Below are 22,015 nucleotides of genomic sequence, written 5' to 3' on the forward strand. Positions count from 1 at the left end.
TTCGGTCGGTGGGTGGGTTGTGTGTGCCTGTCTCGGCGCCCGAGCGCGACAGCGCGAGGGTGACGAAAGCGGCGTCAGCCGCTTTCGTCAGCTCTGCCGCCGACTTGTATCTGACAGGCACACACATTACGGTCAGTTGAATAAAATATTAGAATAATTATACGGTTTTTATTTATGGCTATTGGTTGCTTCTTGTTTATACAATTACCCGCAAGAGTGCCATACGATAAGATATTAGTCAATTATTGAAACAATTATGTGCTATTTCCTGCACCCATTTACGCAAATATTTGAATGTGAAAGGTAGTACAGTCACTTCAAATCCGGTGTTTTAAACAGGTTTTTAGTGTGAACGGCAATATTGAGCATAATTGCGTTTTGCTTTAGTGTATAGTCACGATATTTTTGCGAGAAAATCAAATACATAGATTTAAACTGAGTAATAGAACAAAATCATGTGCGCAAATTAATCTGCGATGTTATAAAATAAAAAGTAATTGCAAATTTTCAAATTGATAAACATGCGATTTTTTTGTATAATGTGATGTGTACAAAAAAAGATACTTTTGAGAGGTCAAGCATGGAAAAGTTTTTATGGGGCGTAGCGACTGCTGCTACACAAATAGAAGGGGCTTACGATACTGACGGCAAAGGGCTTAGTATATGGGACGTTTTCAGTCGAATTCCGAGTGCAATACGCAACGGCGATACGCCCGATGAGGCTTGTGACAGTTATCACCGTTTCAAAGAGGACATTGCGCTCATGAAAGAAATCGGCGTCAATGCGTACAGATTCTCCGTATCGTGGTCGCGCATATTGCCCGAAGGGCGGGGCAAAATAAATCGGAAAGGACTGGATTATTACAGGCGTTTGACCGATGAATTGGAAGAGGCGGAGATTGCGCCAAATATAACGCTTTATCATTGGGATCTTCCGTACGAGTTGCAACGGATAGGAGGTTGGCTTAATCGCGATGTGGCGGATATGTTTGCGGATTATGCCGAAATTGTATTCAAAAACATTCCCAACGCAAAAATGTTTGCTACGCACAATGAGCCGATTGCCACTTATGTGGGATATGCATTAAAAGCTTTTGCGCCCGGTTACGGTTTGGAAAAGTACGGCAGGCAGGCAAATCATAATCTGCTGCTGTCGCACGGGAAAGCGGTGGAGAGATTCCGAGCGAGCAAACATAAGGCGAAAATAGGAATAGTGGTGGATATTTGGAACCGTGTGCCTGCTGACAAAAATTCGTTGCGTGATGTAGCTCTTGCGGCGGAACAAAACGGTCTTGCGCACGGAAGTTATCTGTCGCCACTGTTTTGCGGGGAATATAATCGCTACGTAGAAGAAAAAATGAAACGTGAAAAAATAAAAATAGAGCGCAAAAGCGATGACTTGAAAATCATAGGCGTTCCTTTGGATTTTTACGGGTTGAACTGCTATAACCGTATAATGGTGAGCGCTTGTCCCGATGTGGACGTGCGAAAAGTAATTGCTCAAAACGGAGGTAATTTTGCCGATAACGGAAATGAGATGTATCCAGATGCAATCTACGATGCGCTCAAAATAGCGCGTGACGACTATAAGGTGAATATTCCGATATATATTACGGAAAACGGAATAGGTTTCGAAAATGAAAACACAGTAAACGGAAAGGTGATGGATTTGCAAAGAATCGAATACTTGAAAAATGCTTTTGCATCATTAGAACGCGCAAAAAAAGACGGTTTTGACGTCAGAGGATATTTTTTATGGTCTCTTTTGGACAATTTCGAGTGGAATGCGGGATACTCTATGAAATTCGGCATTTGCACGAGAGATCGCAAAAAAAAGGCGAGCGCCGACTTTTACAAAGAACATATTGTCAAAAATCAGTAATTTGTAGTTAAAATATAAGTTGAAAACAGATGTGCGGTATCGTTATAATAAAAGAGCAATCGAGCAAAAAACAGGAGGGGCGATGAGGTACAAAAAGCGAATTTTTTTGTGTATAGTTTCGGTGTTGATAATTTGCACTGCGGTTATAAGTGTTTCGTATTCGGCAAAGGCTGCCGATAGCGAAACTCCGCCGCATGTTACCGAGGTCAAACTGTTACGCAATCAAGATAACGGACAAAATCATTGGCTTGTCGTTTATTTCGACAAAAACGTAGTGTCTCATACTAATGCGTGTGCGGTGAGCAATGAAGACGTGCGCAGTAAGTTTACGATAAACGGCAAATCCATATATGCATACGAAGCGGAAAATAAAATATCCACCGCTTGTTACTACAATTATCCCGTGGGGCAAAATCTGATTCGTGTGAGTATACCCGTGGGGTATTTCGCATCGGTGTTTAACGCCGATTCCGAAACAGGCGAGATTCTCAATACGCAAATCGTATTGCAAAGCGGCATGAGGTTCGAAAACGGAGTCACGATTACCCAAGATATCGCAGTGGAGTATTTTGCGGCGGCGGATACCTTTCTGCTTCCAGGGCAGGAAATATCTTCTATCGCAACAAATGTGGAAGCCGTACATTATTATACTAATGTAAAACACTTGCGTATATATTTCGATGCGCCGGTAGGCTCTGCCACCACGACTACGGAAACGGCGCAAAGCGCGATGGACAAAATTCTTATAAACGGAGTTTCGGTCAAAAACAGAAATTTAGAGTTGTATATGGATCCCGCATCGATCATAGGACCGTCGTCGAGCGAGGGCAATTGGTTTGAATGGGTGTATGACGAGTCCGGCAATAAAAAGGATAAATGGGGCGGCACGACCGGGCATATAAATTGCAGATATATGATACGCATAAGCATGTCGTCGTCTACGGGCAGTTACAACTTAAAGCGCGACGGAACTGACGTTATCGAGTTTTTGCCGGGCTTGAAAACGGCAAACGGAAAAGTGCTGTTGAATTCCGTCGTATTCAAGTTGACCGAAGAAGGCAAAGAGCGCGTAAGCTGGCTCACCGATATATTGGATCAATTCGACAAAGCAAAAAATATCGTTGAGATAGGATATAATCTTTCGAGAGGAACAGATGACAAAGGGGAACTTTGCTTGTATCCCACGGGTGAACACAGCCCTGTATCGGAGGAGAAAAAATTCACGGCATCCGAAGTGAGTATGTACTTCGGGCGTATGGAAATGAACGGGCGGTCGGTGTCATCGATTGCCGATACCGAAGTTTACGGTTATAAAACGCAGGATAATAAATTCGGTTTGCGGTTTGTGTTTCCCGCGCAATTCGTAAAATTCGACGGCACGGATACGTTTGCCACTCTCGGCGGTTGTGTGTTTCCCAACGGAAACGATTGCCGCGCCGAAACCGAACGGTTTGTGAATTTGCCGCTTACGGCAGCGCTCTCTTATGAGGCTGCGAGCGATAAGACGAAAATAGTCATGAAGATGAGCCGTTCCGTAGGCGCGAATATAGGCGAATATGCTTCTTTGAGATGCGGAAGCAAAACCGCTACTGTCGAAAGCGTACAAAATAAAGAAATAACCTTTTCGCTCAAGGGGAAACTTTCGGACGGCGATATACTTACCGTGCCCAAAGGTACGCTTGACGGCAACGGCTATGCTTCGCCCGCGGATGTTGAATATGTGTATTATGCGAAATCCGATTTGCTCATATCGAAAGAGCCGTCAAGCTGTTTATTGATAGATAAAGTGAACGCGATGAAAAACCGCGATGGCGGCGCGAACAGTTGGGTGACCGTGGATTTTCGTACCGATGTAGTCGATTACGGCGGATATCCGTATCGCGTACCCGAAAAAGAAAGAGCGATTTTCGAATATATCAAACTTAACGGCAGACCGATTACCGATGCGTTGAGCACGGCGGAACATGCGGAGCTTACAATATATTGGACGAGCGCTTCACAGTTGCGTGCGGTGATACCGTCTGGCAACGAGCTTATCGATTTTGCCGAGCCGCTTACCGTGCGTATAGAAAAGGAATTCCGTACGTCGCTCAATATGGGAGTTCAAAGCGTATTCGAAAAAACGCTCGTAAAATACAGCGAACGCGACGGAATGTGGAAGGAGACCTTTTCCGAAAGCGGTAAGTTATACTATACCGACTCGGATTTGACCGCTACGGGCATAGATACCTATAACGATGAAGGTGAAAACGTTTCGGTAGCCATACAATTCGATAGAGATATAGCTTACGGCTATTTTCCTCATGCAAACTCCACTGCCGAGTTTATGAGCGCGCTCTTACAGCAGTACTATACGCAAAACGAAATCAAGTATTTTGTGTACAACGGTTTGGGCGACAGTATACGCGATAATATCATACTCGACGGAAAGAGCGTTTGGGAGCGCATGGAAGCGGAAGGCGGTCTCATGAATCAACGGATAATGGTGCATTACGGGACAGTAGGCACGAAAACCATGCAGATATTCATCAGTAAAAAGAGCGGCAGCGTGGATTTTATAGACGCGACGAAGGAGCACACGGTAGTTCTCAAAGCGGGATTTCAAGTTCCGAACGGCGGTGTGCTTGCAAAAGACGTGATGTTTATATACAGTCCCGTAACAAAGACGTGGACGAACGCGGACGGTAAAACAGAGAAAGAAATTCCGGTAGACATGGGGATGAGCGAATACTTTGCCGTAGAGTCATCGGGATGCGGAAGTGCAGTCGAGTTTGATTGTGCGGAGCTTGCGCTTACGGTTATATTTGCCGCAACGATACTATTTGCCGCAAGAAGGAGAATCGGAGAATGATAGTAAAAATACGGAATCAAATAATTACTATGCTTTTGGCGGTACTGTTCGCATTCGTTTGTTTCGGATGTTCTTCCGAAACAAACACCGTGCGCCCGCGAGAATACGAGAAAAAGAGCGAGATTCTCATGTATACCGATTCGTCCAACGGCGATTTGAATTTGTTTATGAACGACTTTTTCCGTCGAAATATGCGTTACGACGAACAGAGTCTTGCCGGATGGGGAGAAGACGTGACTCTCGGCGCGGTTACGGGCGCGGGCTCTTGGTTCGGCAAAGAATGGGAAGCTTTGGCACTTTCGTATTTCGATTCCTCGGCGGAAACGTACGGCACCGACAGATACGAAACGGTATGTAATTGGCTGCGCGGTCAGCCGATAGACAAATTCGGATACGTGTGGAACGGAGCGGACCGTTTCGAGGCGGGAAGAAATACCGAGCAGCTTTTCAAGCAAGGCTGGCCGTTCCCCGATTATACCTGGAATACCGGTTCTTTGCCCGGTTGGGAATTCAACTCCGACGGAGATGCCGAGGGGTGGACCGATAACGGTGAGTCGTCGTTTGTTTCCAACGGATTTTATTCTGTCAGCGCGGTGGACGCGGATTCGCTTGAATTCGTCTGGCCGAAAGATAAAGTGGTGTTGTCGGCGCTTACTCCGTTTGCGGAGTTCGACATAGCGCTTTTGGATACGGCAACATTCGGACAAACCGAAATGGCTGTGGGCGACGTGCAGATAAAATTCAAAAACGATGCGAGCGACGAGTGGCACACGGCGGCAATGCGCGACTATTGCACCCGTCCCGTGGAAAGCATATCGCCCAATTTCCGTCAAAACATGTATTTCGACATGTACAATCATCCGCAATGGGCGAATAAGAACATAACCGACGTAAAACTCGTGATACTGCCAAAAAAAGGCAAAAAGCTCAACGTGGACGCAAAACTCAATTTTTTCCGTCTGCAATTCGATTCGAGGCAGGTGAATAACAACAGTATTCTCATCACCGCGACAAAAGCAATGTACGAATATTCGCACGACGTCGAATTTCTGAAAAAAATGTTGCCCAAAGTAAAGCGGGCGGTGCAATTTTACCTTACCAATCTCGGAGGGGAAACGGGGGTGATATCAAACGCTTTTTGCGTGGGACACGAAATACGCCTCGACGAATACGGCTCGCGCATTATGGGCTACGGCATCGGCGACGGGTATTGGGATATGCTGTCTTTGCCCGAAAAAAACATCTATATAAACGTATACTTTTACAAGGCGATACGCGACGCCGCATGGCTTTTGAAAGCCGCGGAACACGAGCAAATAACCTGTGAGGAGCAGACGATAGTTACCAACGAAGGCTTGCAAGTTAAATGCGGCGCAACTGCGGACAAACTCGAAGCTCTCATGAGCATTGCGGAAACGCAGTTCACGCAAACGTTTTGGAACGAGCGCACGCAAAGATTTCACGCCGGCTATTCGAACGCATACGGCACGATCATAGACTACGGATTCGTGTATTTCAATCTCGAAGCGATCGTTGCGGGTCTCGCTTCGCCTGCGCAGGTGACGGCGATATACGATTGGTTGGACGGTAAACGCATCGTACAGTCGCAGACGTACGATTGCGCCGGAGGCGGCACGCTGGATGTAGTGGAAAAATCAACGGGAGAAGATATTTACCTTTACCGTTTCGCGCCGAGAGCAAACACAGCGGATAACGATTCGGGGCATTATTTGTGGACTTGGACTCCTCGCAAATTCGGAAATCAATTGCAAAACGGCGGCGCGGCACTGTTTATGTCGTACTACGACCTTGTGGCGAGAGCAAAATATTTGGGTATCGAAAATGCGGCGGCAAGGCTCGACGAGATACGAAAGTGGTACTCCGAAGTGCTTGCGTTTAACGAAACGGACGAAAGTGCGCGCGGCGGAGCGTACTTTTATTGGGATTACTATCAAGCGCTTGATCTTGACGAAAACCCGTGGATAATGACTGCCGGCAACCTTTTGGAAGGTTCCAATATGGGCACTGCGGGCGCGGGGCTTTTGGCTCTCGATTACGTCTTCCCCGAAACGGCGATATTCTGGCGGGCGCTTCCGGAAATGTATTTCGGACTTAACGTCACACCCGACAACGTGCTGAATATCACACCGAATTTGAGCAACGGACTTACGTGGTACGCCAACGAAAACCTTAAATATTCGGGACTTCTTTACGATTTGAAAGTCGGCGCGAATTTCGTACAAATTAACTGCGTGCGCGGTAAAGTGCAAAACGAAAAGGTACGTGTCACTCTCAAAAAGCCGACAGGAAACTTTACCGTGTATATGAACGGACGGGCGCTCGGAGCCGACGAATACGCCGTGTCGGGAGACAAAATTATCATAACCGTAAAATTTTGCGCATGCAAGATAGAAATAAGATAAACGGAGGAATAAAAGTATGAAAAGATTCAAAGCGGTCGCGATTGCTGCGGTGTGCGCGCTTATGTTCGCACTGTGCGCCTGCGCGGAAACGGACGAAATAAACGACGGCAACGATTTTGAGGAAAACGCGATAACCGTTACCGTGGCTATAAAAGCGGACACTACTGAAAAAGCGTATTTGAGCGCGTTTTCCAAAGCGTTTAACAAGGTAAACAAATCCGTAAAGCTGTCCATGCAGACGTTTGCGGATTATCAGCAGGCTATGAACAACTACATAGCGACGGACAGCATGCCGGATATAGTGTGGTGCACGGGCGACTATCACTCGCCTTATTCGAGCACGGGGCACTACGAAAATCTCACGCCTTATTTCGAGCGTGACAAAATAAGTCTCGATGCATATTACGAAGCGAGTATAAATTCGGCGCGCCTTACGAGCGACAAGTCGGCGGAAAACTATTCATCGGTATGGTTTATGCCGCGCGACTACAATCGCCTTACGATCATGTACAACAAAGATATTTTCGATAAGGCAAAACTCGAGTATCCCAAAGACGATTGGACGTGGAGTGATTTTATCTCCACATGCGAAACTTTGCGGAGTAAGATGAACAACGGCGAAAACGGACTCAGTAAATTCATGTATCCAGCAGATTTGCTGTTGCGGGATAATGTGGGACTGTTTACCGCGCTTACCGCCGAGGGCGGCTCTATAGTGGACGCCGACGGTAATTCCAATATCAACGACATGCAGACGCAGCTTGCATACGAAAAATTGCGCGGCTATGTGAGAAACGGATTTTTTATAGATCCCACTAAAAGCACCAGCGTATCTTTTTCACGCAATACCGTAGCCATGACGGCGTGCGTGCGCCCCGTACTGCCTACGTATATCAACGATGTAAACCTCGATTTTGCTCCTTATCCGCTCAGTGTCACTACGTCGGTGAGCGCAGGGTGCTCCGGCTACGCCATATCGGCTAAAAGCACGCACAAAGAGCAGGCGTGGGAGTTTATCAAATTCATCGGATCCGAAGCAGGGCAACGCGCGTTTGCAACTACGGCGGGTTGCGTTCCCGTGCTCAAAAGCGTTGCTGCCGACGAATCCGCTTCGTGGCGCGCTTTTACGGGAGTAAAAGGAGAAAAACTTAATCACGCCGCATTTATTGCCGATGCCGATAGAGATTTGTATATAAACGTATTCGACCGTAAAGATCCTCGGCTCTCTACGCGTCTGCTCGGATACATGCAAGACTGTTCGTATGCGTGTTTTCACGAGACATACAACGGCAGAGGCAGTATAAACGGCGCCACGTCGTATTACCAAGATCAAATCAACAATGCTCGATTCGCGGAATAAGGATACGCACATGCAACCTTTTTGCAAAAAGAAAAAATTATTTGCCCACGGCGTGTGGCTCGGGTATATATTGATAGCGCCATGTATGATTGGGATCGTGCTGTTCAATTTCATTCCCATGGGGATGTCACTCTATTACAGCTTTTCCACCTACGATATCATTTCGCCGCCGCGCAATTTCGGTTGGCACAATTATACCTCTGTTTTTACCGATGTGATACTGCGCGACAAATTTTTCAAATCGCTGTTGCATACCGGCGAATATCTGCTGTTCAGTATTTTGGTCGGCTTGGTGCTGTCGTTTTTGCTCGCGCTTTTTCTCAATCAAAAATTAAAAGGGATGGGAGTCTATCGGGTACTGTACTATTTGCCCAATCTGTTGCCTCCCGTATGCGCCGCAATAGTTTGGGCGGATATAACCGATCCGCTGTACGGATTGGGGAATTCTTTGCTCGGCAAGATAGGTTTGGGACCGTATACTTTTTATTCCGATCCGAATACGGCCATGCCTACGTTTTTGTTGCTCGCCCTATGGGGCTTAGGGAGCGGTCTCATGCTGTGGATGGCGCAGTTTCAAAATATACCCAACGATTTGTACGAAGCCGCCGACTTGGAGGGTGCGGGCGTATTTCGCAAGTGTATCAAAATAACTATTCCGATGAGTACGCCCACCATATTTTACACGCTCATCAACAGTATCATAGCGGGACTGCAAATATTCGGTCCCTATCTCATAGCGGGCGCCGGACCCGATGATTCGTTGCTGTTCTATGTGACAAATATTTATATCAATCATCGTGAGTTCAACATGGGATTTGCGTGCGCTCTCAGCTGGATGCTGTTTTTGGTGATAGCCGCGTTTACGCTCGTACTGTTCAAAAAGAGCAAATGGGTATTCTACGGGGAGGACATGTGAATATGCAAACTCTTTTATATCCCCGAAGGACGGCGCGCCGCACGAAAAAGACGGTGATATCGGTAGTGCGTCATTTGATAGTAAGCGCTCTCGCGTTGTTCTTCTTGCTTCCCATCATTGTAATGCTCATGCGTTCGGTGATGAGTCCGGAAGACATTTACCGTGTGCCCACTACGATCTTTCCGTCCAAACTCGTGTTTTCGGGATACGCGGAGGCATTCGACGAGCAAATACTCCGCTACCTGCTCAACACGATAATTGTGGTGGGAGTAAATACGGTGTTTGTGCCCCTAACGTGCCTTATGTGCGGATACGGCTTTGCCAAAGTACGCTTTCCGGGACGAGGAGCATGTTTCTCGCTACTGCTCAGTACCATAATGATACCGGGTATAGCGATGCAAATACCTCTTTATATCGTGTACTATAAACTTAAGCTTACCAACTCGCTTTGGCCGCTTATGATCACCGCTTTTTTCGGAGGCGGCGCGATGAGCATATTTTTTATGCGGCAGTATCTAAAGGGCATACCCGATTCTATTACGGAAGCGGCGCGGGTAGACGGCGCAAACGCGTTTACGATTATGTTTCGCATTATGTTGCCGCTCGCGCGTCCCGTTGTGGTGCTTACGGCGGTAAACGTATTTATAGGGCAGTACAACGACTACGGTACGGCGCTCATATACATTTGGAACGAAAAGTATTATACGCTTGCCGTGGGACTGTATTACAAATATCTCGCTCCGGGCGCACAGGCGATAGACGCAAATATCCAGTATGCGGCGGGAGTGCTCGTGATGATACCCATGGTAGTATTGTTCGCTTTGTTTCAAAAGCAACTTATAAACGGCATAGTGACCAGCGGAATGAAGATGTAGGGCGGACGAAATGAGCTTGCAAAATATAAAATGGATCGGATTTCGTACCGATCCGACATACGACGAGAGCAATCCCGACCAACCGTACGGCGCTCCCGCAATGTATGTTTACAAAAAATTCAAGGTAAAAAAGAGCATTGCGCGCGCTACGCTCGAATGCAGCGCGCTCGGAGTTTATGCGGCGTACGTAAACGGAAATCCGACGGAAAGTTTTCTCGAGCCGGGATTTACCGATTACTCCAAGCGCATATACAGCCGTAAGTACGACGTGACCGCGCTCATCGTAGGCGGATGCAATTCGTTCGGCGCGTGCGTGGGCGACGGTTGGTATACGGGCAACGTGGCGATGGTGCGCAGACAGCGTTTCGGAAAATATCCGCTCGGCTTTTGCGCTCGGCTCGAAATCAAGTATCGCGACGGAGAAGTCGAAACGATAGATACCGATGCCGGTTGGAGCGGCACACTCGGCGCGGTTCGCGAAAACGATATCCTAAACGGCGAAACGCATGATTTTCGCTTGCCGCACTCGGAAGTGTTTACGGCAGACTACTCGGACGGTTGTGCCGTGGAAGAGAGAACGGCGGACATAGTGCCGCAAGAAAGCGATTTCGAGGGCGTGCGCCTATGCGAGAGCTTCAAGCCGATATACCTACGTCGTAACGAAATGTATGCTCTTGTGGATTTCGGACAAAATATGGCGGGCGTACTGCATACGGTAGTGCGCGGCGAAAGAGGGACGCGCGTTACTCTCAGACACGCCGAAACGATCGACAAAGAGGGCGCGCTGTATACCGAGAATTTTCGCAGCGCGCGCAATACAGACACGCTTATACTGAGCGGCGGCGAAGACGATTTCACGCCCCTCTTTTGCTATCACGGTTTTCGTTATGCCGAACTGAGCGCGGACGCGCCGGTGGAGATACTGTTCCTCGAAGCGCGCGCCGTACATAACGAGCTTGCGGATACCGGGAAATTCGACTGTTCGTCGCAGCTTATAGATACTATTTACCGCAACGCGAAGTGGAGCATGAAGTCGAACTTCGTTTCCGTACCCACAGATTGCCCGCAGCGCGACGAGCGACTCGGTTGGCTTGCCGACGTACATTTGTTTGCCGGGACCGCCATGTATTTTGCCGATTGCGATAAATTTTATAGGAGATTTATGCGCGATATATCGGACGCGACTACCGATGACGGCGTGGCGGACTATGCGCCGTATGTGGGCATTTTCGGGCATAATAACGGCGGTTGGGCGGATTGCGCGGTGATACTGCCTTATCTTCATTATCGCAGATACGGAGATAAACGGATCATACGCGAAAACGTCGAGGTAATGCGAAAGCACATACGAGCGTCTATTCGTACCGCCGCAGGCGGCGTGCGAAAGGAAAGCGCGTACGGCGATTGGCTGAATATCGGCGCGGATACGCCTAAGGAAGTATTTTGTACGGCATATCACTATTACGGTCTCGGGTTGTATCTGTATCTTTTGGATCAAATCGGCGAAACCGACTTCCAAGCGACGCAAGAAAGAGAAAAGACGTATCATGCGTTTCGCGCGAATTTCGTGTCGAAAGACGGCGCGGTATACGGCGATACGCAGACGGGATACGTGCTGGCGTATACTTTCGGACTTATAGGCGAAGCAGAGGCGGCAAAACATTTGCGCCGAAAATTCACCGAAAGCGACATGAAGCTCACTACCGGATTCAACGGAGGAAAATATCTTTTACCCACTCTTTGCGATACGGGACTCGGCGATATAGCGTATTCTCTCATTCTCGGCGAAAGCTATCCCGGTTGGGGTTACAGCATACGCAACGGTGCTACGACCATGTGGGAAAGGTGGAACAGCTATACGCTCGAAGACGGATTCGGCGACGCGAGCATGAACTCGTTCAATCATTATGTGTTCGGGAGTTGCGTGGAATGGATGTACAGATATATGCTCGGCATACGCGAAGACGCGCCCGGATTTTCGCGCATACTGATAGCTCCGCGTTTCGATCCCGCAGCGCGCGTAACTTCGGCAAACGGAGAATTCGAATCGCGCCGCGGCAAAATACGGGTGCAGTGGACGTACTCGGGCGGAGAATACGTGTTTGAAGCTCGATGCCCGCGCGAAGTGCCGGTGCGCTTCGATTTCGGAGACAACGCAGTGCGCAAATCGTGGCAAAGCGGCGACGAATACCGTTTTCGCATCGATGCGCCGTCGTTCGGCGCGGGAGCGATCGGGCAAACGAATAAGGTAGTAAAACGCATCGTCGTTTGACTATAAAAAAAATCGATCCATAGGAGGATAAAATCATGAGAAAGAAAACATTGCTTTTGTTGCTTTGTCTGTCGATCGCGGCGAGTTGCATGGCGGGGATCTCGGTTACTGCGTTTGCCGACGGCTCGCAAGGTTCGGGCGGCTGTGCGATAACGACGGCACGCGACGACAGTGAGGTGGAATATCGGATCCACCTCGCGGGGACGGGAATAACCGACGGCTCGTTCGATAACACAAAAGTGAAAATCAACGACAAAACTCTCGCTCAATACGGACAAGAGGGGAAGATCGCTCAAATTTACAGCAATGGAGAGGCGGGAGTGAACTTGGTGCGTATCGATTTGCCCGATTTCGGAGAGGGTATTCTCAAATTCGACGGCACGGATACGGTCACGCTTTTAAGCGGTTTTAAGGTGGGTACCGGCGGTACCGCCATAGAGCAAGATTACGTACATACGCTTTCGGACATGCATAAACCATCTATAAATTTCGGGTTTCCGAGCGGTATCGATGTTACGGACAACGCTATCGAAGTTACGAGCGGCACGCTCGAATTTACGCCCGTTTTTACCGCGGGCGCGGGCAGAGAAGTTAAAGAAACCTCGGTGAAGTTAAACGGCAATGCGCTCACGGCGGACGGAGACGGAAAATACACGGCAACGTTCTCATTCGGAACCAATACGCTCGTTTTCCGTACCGAAAACGAAGCCGCGCCCTGCGTGTTTAACGAAATCACCGTTACCGTGAATTATCCCGATCCCGTAGTGGAAGGACCGATTTACGTTTCGACGGCAAGCTTCAAGCGCAACGCGAGCGGGCGTCCCGAATATAAGGATAAGCTTTCTTTGCGTTTTTCCAACGTGATCGAGTCGGCGGATCAAGCTGATCTGACCGTTTCGATAAACGGCAAAGAGGTAGACACCTCAAACGTCGATTGGAGCTCGGACGGCAGACAGGCGGATATCGCCACGCTTTTCTTCAACGAGAATACCAACGCTTTGGGCGGATTTTATAAGTACGACGGCACCGACGAGATTACCGTAAGCGGTGTGACGGCGGAGGCAAACACGATCAAGATGACTTCGGACGGTCAGCTGTACAACGTGACGAAAGACGAAACCGAGCCCGCATATAAAGGCGAAGGATACGTGAGCGTAAAAGAAGTCACCGTACAGCGCGGACACGAAGAAAAGCATAAAGACGCCATACACATATACTTCAACGAAAATGCGGATATCCGAGGTTCGGCAGACATAAGTGAAGGCGTTTTACTGTTCAATACCGGCACAGTTAAGATAAACGGGCAAAATTTGCAGGCATTTTGGGACGCCAACAATTCCACCAAAGCGTTTTGGGTAACATCAAGCCCTTCGTATTTGAGAATCGACGTATTTTATGACAGTGTTTCCGATAATTTATGGAATAGAAGCGGAGATAATACGATAACCGTAAGTTCGAGTTTTATCACCATGACCGATCTCGGTTTGGGCAAGGGCGCGGGCGAATATACTTACGATGCCGAAGACGGTACCGTTTACGCGCCCGGACAGCAAAGACCGGAAGCCGTGGATCTAAGCTTGGTAAAAATGAGACTTTTGAAAGAATACGAGCCGGGCAACGATTGGGTGCAACTCGTGTTCGATAAAAAAGTTTGGAATTCCTCTCAAATCAACGTGCAAAATAATACGAGAATTACCGACAATATTGTGTTTAACGGCAAAACGCTTACGGAACTTAAATCGGGACTTGCGAAATGCGAAATACATGCGGGTGCCGACAATGCGGATACGCTTCGCATGACGATCTCCTCGGCGAACGACCACGCCGACCTCAAGAAATTGCTTAAAACGGACGGCACCGATGTAGTTACGGTAAAAGCCGGTATGGGACTCAATAAGTACGTGTGCGTTAAATCCGATTGCAGCGTACCTGGTCTTAACGACGTTGCTCCACCCGAGGTTACCCTTACCGCGCCTACCGAGGCGGTAAACCAAGCGGAATACGAAATAAAGTTTACCGTAACCGACGACAGCGATATTTACAGCACTACCGTAAAGCTCGGCGATAAAAAGGTGGAGAAAAACGGCGACGGCAAATATATCGTTACGCTTGCCTCGGGCGCCAATACCGTTTCCGTTACCGTGATAGACAATACCGTATTTCGTAACACGACTACAAAAAGCATTACGTTAACATACGAAGCGAAGCCCGTAATTACGGTAAGCGGCGCAACAGATGGCGAGACGGTAAATGCGGCGGCAAAGAAAATCACAGTGTCTGTCGACGCGGGAAGCATCACGGGCGTAAAACTCGGGGACACGGATTTACAAGCCGGCTCCGACGGCAAATACGCGTTCACGCTCGCGGAGGGTGAAAACAAAATAACCGTGACCGCGCAAAACGGCAGTACCGTGAGTGAAAAAACGATTACCGTTACGCTCGATACCGTTCCCCCCGCGATAACGCTTTCGGCAAAAGAAGAAACGGTAACGAAAGCTGAATATGCTTTTACCGTTACCGCTCCCGATGCGCAAACCGTTGCGGTGAAATTAAACGGCTCTACGGTTGCTGCGGGCGAAAGCGGTTACGCCGTGACTCTCGTCGAGGGTGAAAACACGATTACGGTGACTGCGACAGATAAAGCGGGCAATATCGGTACCGCTCAAGTCAAAGTTATTTTCGCTCCCGAAAAGAACGCCGAATCTAAAGGCGAAGAAGGAGGAACGGGGTGCGGAAGCGCCGCGGCGTGTGCTCTGCCTGTCGTTGCTCTCATGTGCTTAACTTGTTCGTTGCTTGTATTGCGTAAGAAAAAGGCATAAGTAAAAGAATGAAAAGTTTTACCCGCACGTAAATTGCGCGTGCGGGTAAAATATGCTTTACGATTTGAGTTTGTTGCGATATACGCTCGGTACGAGACCGGTATGCTTTTTGAATTGATTGATGAAGTTGGATTGGCTGTCGTATCCCACGAGCGAAGAAACGTCGAGCACCGTGAGATTGGGATTTGCCAAAAGCCTGCAAGCGTGTTGCATTTTGATTCTGCAAAACACGTCTATAATGCGTTCGCCCGTATATTTCTTAAACAGCCGGCATAGGTGTCCGTGCGAGAAGTGAGATGCTTTTACTACATCGCTAAGGGTACCTCCGATTAACTCAGCACTGTGCATTTTTTGGATAAGTTCGTTTAGCCACAGCGGATACTGCTTTTGGTTGAAGTATATTTGCTCTATCGCAAAGCCCAATATTCTGCACAAAAGCGTGCGGTACAGCATTTCGAACCGAGGTTGCGGATTTTCGCCGCACAGTTCCAAAAAGTTGAGCGTATTTTCGAGGTCGGTACGTTGCGAGTCCGATAAATTGATTATTACGGGATAATCGGGTTTGAGCAGATAATCGATCACTTCCGAGCATCCCGCGTAATTTGCGGCAAGTCGCATCATATCCGTTTGCACGTATATATCGCGGTGTTCGTACGGAATTCCGCTACCCTCGGGAAATAGGCTGTTGGGTAGCACTCCGTCGAGCGTGTAATAATGACAATCGGTGGGACGAATAAAGGCAAGGTGCCCGGCGTACAGATCACCCGAAATGCCGTTGCAATGGTGGTGAGCCACTCCTTTTGTAACAAAAACGAATTCCCAAAAAGTATGAGTGTGCTCTTCGGCGCATTGCCAGTGGATTCGGTGCGTATATTCGTTTTTCCAAGTATAACATGCTCGTTGCGACATGATTATGCTCCGTTTTCTTTTAGTATAACATAAATTTGCGTATTTGTATAGAGGTATTCGTATTTTGAAAAAAACAATTATTGGATTTTGCGCGTTTTTCTGCCTTTCGATTTGTGGATGCTATTCTTCGGCAAGCGGTTTTACGCCGCCCGATACCGCTTCGGAAGTGAGTATGAAAGCGGCCCCGTCGGTTATAGCGGAAGCGACTGCGCTTAACGAAGCCGAGAATATGCTCGAATTCGCCGACGTGATTTTGTTTGATTTTGAATTCGCCGACTTTTCGGTCGCAAGCGCCTACGACCTATGCAAGGAGGCTGTGCCGGCCGTGCGGCTACGTACGGAATCCGGCGCTCGGAAAGTTACGGCGTTTTTGAAAGAGAGCGAAGCGCAGGATGTTTTCGTTGTGTCGGAGAGTGCGGAACTTATCGATTCTGTCCGCGCGGAGTATGCGGCAGTGCGCGGAGTATACGATGCACGAGCATACGAACTCGGCGGACAAGACGGTTATGCGCTTGCGGGAAAGGCTTGCGCGGCGGGAGCGCAGATAGTATTGCTCGGAAAAAACGCATCGCGCGAAATAATCGAAAAGATACAGGCGCGGGCGATCCTTGTTTGGGTGCAAACGTCCGCCGACCAGATGAGCGTATGCGCGGCGGCGGCAAGCGGTTGCTACGGTATCGTGACCGATAATGCGAAGGAGGCAAAAAGCGCGCTGTTGATGTTTTGCGCCGAAACCGTAATTCGGCCTACATATATTGCGGGGCACAGGGGATGTCCGCGCAAATATAACGAAAATTCCGCAGAAGGAGTCGAGGCGGCGCTGAAAGCGGGCGCGACACATGCCGAGATAGACGTGCACTTGTCCGCCGACGGCGAGTTGGTAATCATGCACGATCCCACGCTCGACCGCACTACCAACGGTACGGGCAGAATAAGAGATCTGACTCTCGCGGAAATCAGACGCTATAATATAGTGGATAACGTTATGCTCGCGGGAGTCTCTCAAATACCGATACTTGCGGATATGTTTGAAATTATACGAAAGCCCGAATTTGTCGACAAACTGCTCATAATAGAATTGAAAGCAAACGACACGTCTCTCGTTTCCGCGCTTAAAAGCGAAATAGCAAAGTATCCCGAATTGCGGGATAGGCTTATGTTTATTACCTTTTACGAAAGCCTTTTGTCGCTTCTTTGCGAACAAATGCCGGATATTCCGCGAGGATATTTGGACAGCCTTTCCAAAACGGACTTTTTGCGCAGAATGTCACCTCACAACGCTTTTATTGACAATATTGTCGCCGCCGAGCTCATAAGCGTGGAGTCTGCGCGGTACCTACGCGACTATGGCTATGCCGCATGGTCGTGGACTTACAACGACGGCGGCTCGCTTTCTTCCGCCGTGGGAGCGGGTTATGCGGGCGTAACGGCTAATAATCCTGAGGACGGCGGCGGGTATATATATAAAATTTGCGCGCCGAGCGCGCTTACGGCAACCAAAGCAAAGAGCGCGATCGAAACGGACGCGATACTGTTCGACGGTTCTGTGCGTAAAGCAGAGGGCGAATGGTTGCCGCTTTCGGCTACGGCGGGACTGATTAAGGTCGAGTATGCCGATGAGGAAAATTTTCAGACACTTGCATATTACTCGGAACTTGTGATTTTGCAAGAAGAAAAAGGTTGCGCCGGCTTTATCTTTGCCGAAAGTTCGATTTGCGCCGCAGTATCGCTGTGCGCATGCGCTTGTATAGCGATAAGGAGACGCAAAGCATGAAACGGCGCTTATTTGCGGTCTTTTTCGGATGCGTTTGGGCTTTTGCATGCTTGGGGTGCTCGAATGAAAACAGCTTCGATGCTTTTGTGTCTTTGGATATGTACAAACGCGCCGAGGCGGCGATATGCGGTTATGCGCCGAACGGCGAATATTTTTGCGGAGGCATACCCAAAGCGGGTAAACGGACGGGAATGTTCTATTTTACATGGCTCGGACAGCACCCCGACGAACAGCGCGGCATATACGATATCACGAAAATTTCGGAGAGTAACCCGAACGAAATTTGGAATACGGAGAGCGATATAAGTCCCATGAAAGAATATCACTATTGGGGCGAGCCGCTTTTCGGCTATTACAATTCCGCCGATAAATGGGTGATACGCAAGCATATCGAAATGTTCGTAAACGCCAGCATCGATTTTCTCGGACTCGATGCCACAAACGCGGTTTTGTATCCCGAATCGTACGCCGCGCTGTTTTCCGTGCTCGACGAATTCGCGGAGCAAGGATTTCCGTATCCGCGCATTTGCTTTTTAACAAATTCTTATTCGCGTGAAACGGTTATGCGGTTATATGAACTTTATTATTCAAAATCGGAATACGATAAATTTTGGCTTATAGAAGACGGCAAACCGTTTATTGCGCTAAATAAAGCCGACTTCGATTTTACAGATCCGAATATTACGAAGATTACCGATCGATTTTCGTTTCGTCATATTCAATGGCCGTATTTACCGCCGTACGATGGTGGATTTCCGTGGATGAGCTACGATTATCCGCAGTATAATCACGGGGGAATTATGAGCGTGTCGGTAGCACAGCACACGGCCGGCGCAATGAGCCGCGAGGGCAATCGCGGTAGAGGTTACGATTACGACTCGGCATCGAACTCGGCGGACGGAATAGGTAAATGCACGAATTATAGAGCGCAGTGGAGTACTCCCATCGCTTCGGACGGAGTGGATACTGTATTTATTACCGGTTGGAACGAGTGGATGGCGCTCAAATTGTCAGATACGGGTGAGCGCGAAGTTCGTTTTACTGATGCATTCGATTACGAATTCAGCCGCGATATCGAGCCGTCTTTACGAGAAGACGGAGATGCATACTATCTGGAAACGGTGCGTCAGTGCCATCGATTCTCTTCCGACTGTTCGGGCGTATCTGCCATCGGTAAGGGTGTGCTAACCGTAAATTCCGACGTCGAAAAAATGTTTGCGGAAAATAAGGCTATGCGCTATCCCGACCTGCGCGGAGACACCGCGCCTCGCGACTGTGCGGGAGCCGTGGATACTCTCCGATATACGTACGCGGGCGGTGGCAACGATATTACTTTCGTAAACGTATCGAACGATACCGACAATCTATATATTGCGGTGGAATGTGCGGAAGATATTTTGCCGCGACAAAACGATAAATGGCTGAACATAATATTTCGAACGGGCGGTAAAGAATACGTTTTGAATAGAATGGAACGGGGTGTGCTGTGCGGCAACGGCATCGAAACAAATTGCGAAAACGAGGTGTGCGGAAACCGTTTTTGGGTAAAAATACCGCTTTCGTGTTTCGTAAATTCGGGTGATAAATGCGCTTTGCGAGTTACCGATGGAGTGGGCGAGGGAATTTTGAGCGAATATGCGCAAGGCGACAGCGCGCCGCTCGGCAATTTGTTTTTCGAATATAAATTCGCGTAAGGTGAACATATGAATATTTTGTACGGAGAGATTGAAGAAAGCAGACGAAAAAACCGTGAGCGGTTGCGTCACGAGACATATTGCGCGCCGAAAATTTTTTCGCAGGGCGGAGAATGGCCGGGCGACTGGCAGGGAAGAGCGCTTTTGGCACTTGCATGTCACTATAAGACGGCGCGCACGCAAGAAGAAAGAGATGACGTATATTCGCAAGCGAGCGAAATTTTGCGACAATCACCCGAGCATCTGAACGAGGGCGGCTATTTCGGCGAACTGTGCGATTTCGATTGCGTAAACGAACAACAGCTTTCGGGCAACGGCTGGTTTTTGCGCGGACTGTGCATGTGGTCGGAAATTACCGCCGATCCGGAAATCGACGATTTGCTGCGGAAAATAACCGATTCTTTGCTCGTGCGTCTCGCGCCCGCATATTTACAGTATCCCGCGGGAGCACGCGAAGACGGCGCAATAAGCGGGCATTTGCAAAACGACGTTATTAGCGGGTGGAAACTTTCCACCGACGTGGGGTGCGCATTTATTCTGCTCGACGGCATGACCGATGTATACGAAAAAACAAAGTCCGAAAAACTCGGCGCAGTGATTCGCACCGCAATAAGCGTATTCGAAAAAATCGATTATGCGGCGTGTCACTGTCAGACGCACGCCACGCTTACGGCGGCGAGGGGTATTTTGAGATTTTGGAAAACTACCGGCGAAGAGCGATATTTGCGCATTGCAGAGTCGGTGTTTAAGCTGTACCTTAAGCGCGGCATGACCGCGAATTACGCCAACTTCAATTGGTTCGGCAAACCGTTTTGGACGGAGCCGTGCGCTGTGACGGATTCGCTCATGTTGGCGACCGAGCTGTTCCGCATAACCGACGATTGCTTTTACGCGCAAACGGCAAACAGAATATATTTCAACGCTTTCCGTAGAGCGCAGCGCGGAAACGGCGGCGCGGGGTGCGACAGTTGTTTGTGCGAAAGCAATTCCGAACTGAAAATTCTCAGCTACGAAGCGCCTTTTTGTTGCACGATGCGGTATGCCGAAGGGTTGTTGTGTTTGTACGAAAACGCGATGTATGAACAAAACGGCGTAATTACGGTTTTATTTACTTTGGATTGTTGCGGCGACAAAACGGAAATAATTCGAGAGCATTATTCCGACAAAGTGCGTATAATTGTGCGAAATCCCGATGCCGCCGAATTTCGCGTTTATGTGCCGTGCCACGCCGAGACCGAAATATTACGCGAAAACGGTTTTGTCTCGTTGTGCGGAAGCCGTTCGTTCGAAATAAAGGAACTGCCGCATACCGAAATTATTGCCGGCGCGACGGTACGCATGAAAGCGGACGTTGTTTTGCTTAAAAACGCGGCGGGCGAATATGCGCCGATACAAAATTGTCTCGACGTAATGCCGGAAGGTATTGATAAAAACATATTTTCGCTTTAAATGCATGCGTAATACTGACAAGCTTTCTATGATTTTGGTCATAAAAGGTGTTCGCTGAAGTTGACATCGTACTCAAAAGGTCATCTTGAGTGGTTTTGTTTACAATTGCGAGTTCTGTACTATAACTCGCCACAACGAAAGGCGTTCTCGGAGAAATGAAATATATTATGTCCATTTGAACGCTCAAACCCCTCCAACATACTTTCGAGTATGATTGCTTCGGGACTGTCGGGAATATACTCGGTAGCGGACACGACTTTAACGCCGTTGTCTTTCAGCGTTTTCTTGTGCATAGCCGTTTCGTACTTGTTACGCGAAAAGCGGTCAAACTTGTAAACAAGTATCATATCCCATTCGCGTTTTGCGCTGTTTTTAATCATACGCTGGAAATCGGGGCGGTTGTCGTTCGTACCCGTCATAGCGCGGTCTATGTAGGTATCGAGTATAACAATGTCGTTGGACTTTGCATACTCGTTGCAAACACGAAGTTGACCTTCTATGCTTTGCCCCGATTGGTTGTCGCTCGAATATCGAGCATAGATGACTGCTGTTTTCATTTGAGAAATCTCCTTTTAGATTAGATTTTTTATTTACCTTTCGGCGGAGCGAAAATAAACGGCAACGCATTGGCAAGCGTTTTTAATAACGGTCTTTTCGCTTTTTTGCAAGGGCTACGCAAGTAGTGCATTTTACCCTTGCGAAAAAGTGCGTTGCCGTTTACGCTCCACCGGACGAAAGGTAAATAATTTAATTGGCTGTGGGCATTTGCGCTAATACTTCGGGCGTGGCTT

At 48.5% G+C, this 22,015-nt stretch carries 13 protein-coding genes; 11 read left to right on the plus strand and 2 right to left on the minus strand.

Annotated features, from left to right (window positions below):
- Positions 1-580: 580 nt before the first annotated feature.
- The 8 genes from NFR55_RS09820 (at position 581) to NFR55_RS09855 (ending at position 15,398) form a co-directional block, all read left to right on the plus strand.
- Entirely contained in the window at positions 581-1,882 is a 1,302-nt protein-coding gene (locus NFR55_RS09820) for a glycoside hydrolase family 1 protein (RefSeq protein ID WP_251548591.1), read from the plus strand.
- Between the two features lie 82 nt (positions 1,883-1,964).
- Positions 1,965-4,733, plus strand: a complete 2,769-nt coding sequence (locus NFR55_RS09825) for a hypothetical protein (RefSeq protein ID WP_251548593.1) — start codon at positions 1,965-1,967, stop codon at positions 4,731-4,733.
- Entirely contained in the window at positions 4,730-7,156 is a 2,427-nt protein-coding gene (locus NFR55_RS09830; protein WP_251548595.1) for a glucosidase family protein, read from the plus strand. The genes NFR55_RS09825 and NFR55_RS09830 overlap by 4 nt, the downstream gene beginning before the upstream one ends.
- 16 nt (positions 7,157-7,172) lie before the next feature.
- The gene (locus tag NFR55_RS09835) at positions 7,173-8,516 is read left to right on the plus strand and encodes an ABC transporter substrate-binding protein (protein ID WP_251548597.1); all 1,344 of its coding nucleotides are present in this window, start codon (positions 7,173-7,175) and stop codon (positions 8,514-8,516) included.
- Positions 8,517-8,601: 85 nt separating this feature from the next.
- On the plus strand, positions 8,602-9,432 hold the full coding sequence (locus NFR55_RS09840; RefSeq protein WP_251548600.1) for a carbohydrate ABC transporter permease: 831 nt from the start codon (positions 8,602-8,604) through the stop codon (positions 9,430-9,432).
- Positions 9,433-9,434: 2 nt separating this feature from the next.
- Positions 9,435-10,307 carry a carbohydrate ABC transporter permease gene (locus NFR55_RS09845; RefSeq protein WP_251548602.1) on the plus strand — a complete coding sequence of 291 codons (873 nt, stop codon included), beginning with the start codon at positions 9,435-9,437 and terminating at the stop codon, positions 10,305-10,307.
- A 10-nt stretch (positions 10,308-10,317) separates the two neighbouring features.
- Positions 10,318-12,579 carry an alpha-L-rhamnosidase gene (locus tag NFR55_RS09850; protein WP_251548604.1) on the plus strand — a complete coding sequence of 754 codons (2,262 nt, stop codon included), beginning with the start codon at positions 10,318-10,320 and terminating at the stop codon, positions 12,577-12,579.
- 35 nt (positions 12,580-12,614) lie between these two features.
- Positions 12,615-15,398, plus strand: coding sequence for a hypothetical protein (locus tag NFR55_RS09855; RefSeq protein ID WP_251548606.1), 2,784 nt, complete (start codon positions 12,615-12,617; stop codon positions 15,396-15,398).
- A 57-nt stretch (positions 15,399-15,455) separates the two neighbouring features.
- Here the strand turns inward: NFR55_RS09855 and NFR55_RS09860 are convergent, their stop codons facing one another.
- Entirely contained in the window at positions 15,456-16,307 is an 852-nt protein-coding gene (locus tag NFR55_RS09860) for a helix-turn-helix domain-containing protein (protein ID WP_251548608.1), read from the minus strand.
- A gap of 172 nt (positions 16,308-16,479) precedes the next feature.
- On the opposite strand from NFR55_RS09860, the gene NFR55_RS09865 reads away from it, so the two are divergent.
- The 3 genes from NFR55_RS09865 to NFR55_RS09875 are packed head-to-tail and all read left to right on the plus strand — an operon-like array spanning position 16,480 to position 21,224.
- Positions 16,480-18,081 (plus strand): glycerophosphodiester phosphodiesterase, encoded by a 1,602-nt coding sequence (locus NFR55_RS09865; protein ID WP_251548610.1) that lies wholly within the window; start codon positions 16,480-16,482, stop codon positions 18,079-18,081.
- Positions 18,078-19,775, plus strand: coding sequence for a hypothetical protein (locus NFR55_RS09870; RefSeq protein ID WP_251548612.1), 1,698 nt, complete (start codon positions 18,078-18,080; stop codon positions 19,773-19,775). The genes NFR55_RS09865 and NFR55_RS09870 overlap by 4 nt, the downstream gene beginning before the upstream one ends.
- Positions 19,776-19,784: 9 nt before the next feature.
- Positions 19,785-21,224 carry a hypothetical protein gene (locus NFR55_RS09875; protein WP_251548614.1) on the plus strand — a complete coding sequence of 480 codons (1,440 nt, stop codon included), beginning with the start codon at positions 19,785-19,787 and terminating at the stop codon, positions 21,222-21,224.
- Positions 21,225-21,343: 119 nt separating this feature from the next.
- On the opposite strand, the gene NFR55_RS09880 is transcribed toward NFR55_RS09875, so the two are convergent.
- On the minus strand, positions 21,344-21,781 hold the full coding sequence (locus NFR55_RS09880) for a recombinase family protein (RefSeq protein ID WP_338052329.1): 438 nt from the start codon (positions 21,779-21,781) through the stop codon (positions 21,344-21,346).
- Positions 21,782-22,015: the final 234 nt, after the last annotated feature.

Source organism: Pumilibacter intestinalis (assembly GCF_943193005.1).
Taxonomy (GTDB): domain Bacteria; phylum Bacillota; class Clostridia; order Christensenellales; family Pumilibacteraceae; genus Pumilibacter; species Pumilibacter intestinalis.

Excerpts from the sequence above, each read along its gene's own strand:
- NFR55_RS09865 (WP_251548610.1), top strand. The coding sequence starts at position 16,480 with ATGAAAGCGGCCCCGTCGGTTATAGCGGAAGCGACTGCGCTTAACGAA.
- NFR55_RS09880 (WP_338052329.1), bottom strand. The coding sequence starts at position 21,781 with ATGAAAACAGCAGTCATCTATGCTCGATATTCGAGCGACAACCAATCG.
- NFR55_RS09840 (WP_251548600.1), top strand. The coding sequence starts at position 8,602 with ATGATTGGGATCGTGCTGTTCAATTTCATTCCCATGGGGATGTCACTC.
- NFR55_RS09870 (WP_251548612.1), top strand. The coding sequence starts at position 18,078 with ATGAAACGGCGCTTATTTGCGGTCTTTTTCGGATGCGTTTGGGCTTTT.
- NFR55_RS09845 (WP_251548602.1), top strand. The coding sequence starts at position 9,435 with ATGCAAACTCTTTTATATCCCCGAAGGACGGCGCGCCGCACGAAAAAG.
- NFR55_RS09830 (WP_251548595.1), top strand. The coding sequence starts at position 4,730 with ATGATAGTAAAAATACGGAATCAAATAATTACTATGCTTTTGGCGGTA.
- NFR55_RS09875 (WP_251548614.1), top strand. The coding sequence starts at position 19,785 with ATGAATATTTTGTACGGAGAGATTGAAGAAAGCAGACGAAAAAACCGT.
- NFR55_RS09825 (WP_251548593.1), top strand. The coding sequence starts at position 1,965 with ATGAGGTACAAAAAGCGAATTTTTTTGTGTATAGTTTCGGTGTTGATA.
- NFR55_RS09855 (WP_251548606.1), top strand. The coding sequence starts at position 12,615 with ATGAGAAAGAAAACATTGCTTTTGTTGCTTTGTCTGTCGATCGCGGCG.
- NFR55_RS09850 (WP_251548604.1), top strand. The coding sequence starts at position 10,318 with ATGAGCTTGCAAAATATAAAATGGATCGGATTTCGTACCGATCCGACA.
- NFR55_RS09835 (WP_251548597.1), top strand. The coding sequence starts at position 7,173 with ATGAAAAGATTCAAAGCGGTCGCGATTGCTGCGGTGTGCGCGCTTATG.
- NFR55_RS09860 (WP_251548608.1), bottom strand. The coding sequence starts at position 16,307 with ATGTCGCAACGAGCATGTTATACTTGGAAAAACGAATATACGCACCGA.
- NFR55_RS09820 (WP_251548591.1), top strand. The coding sequence starts at position 581 with ATGGAAAAGTTTTTATGGGGCGTAGCGACTGCTGCTACACAAATAGAA.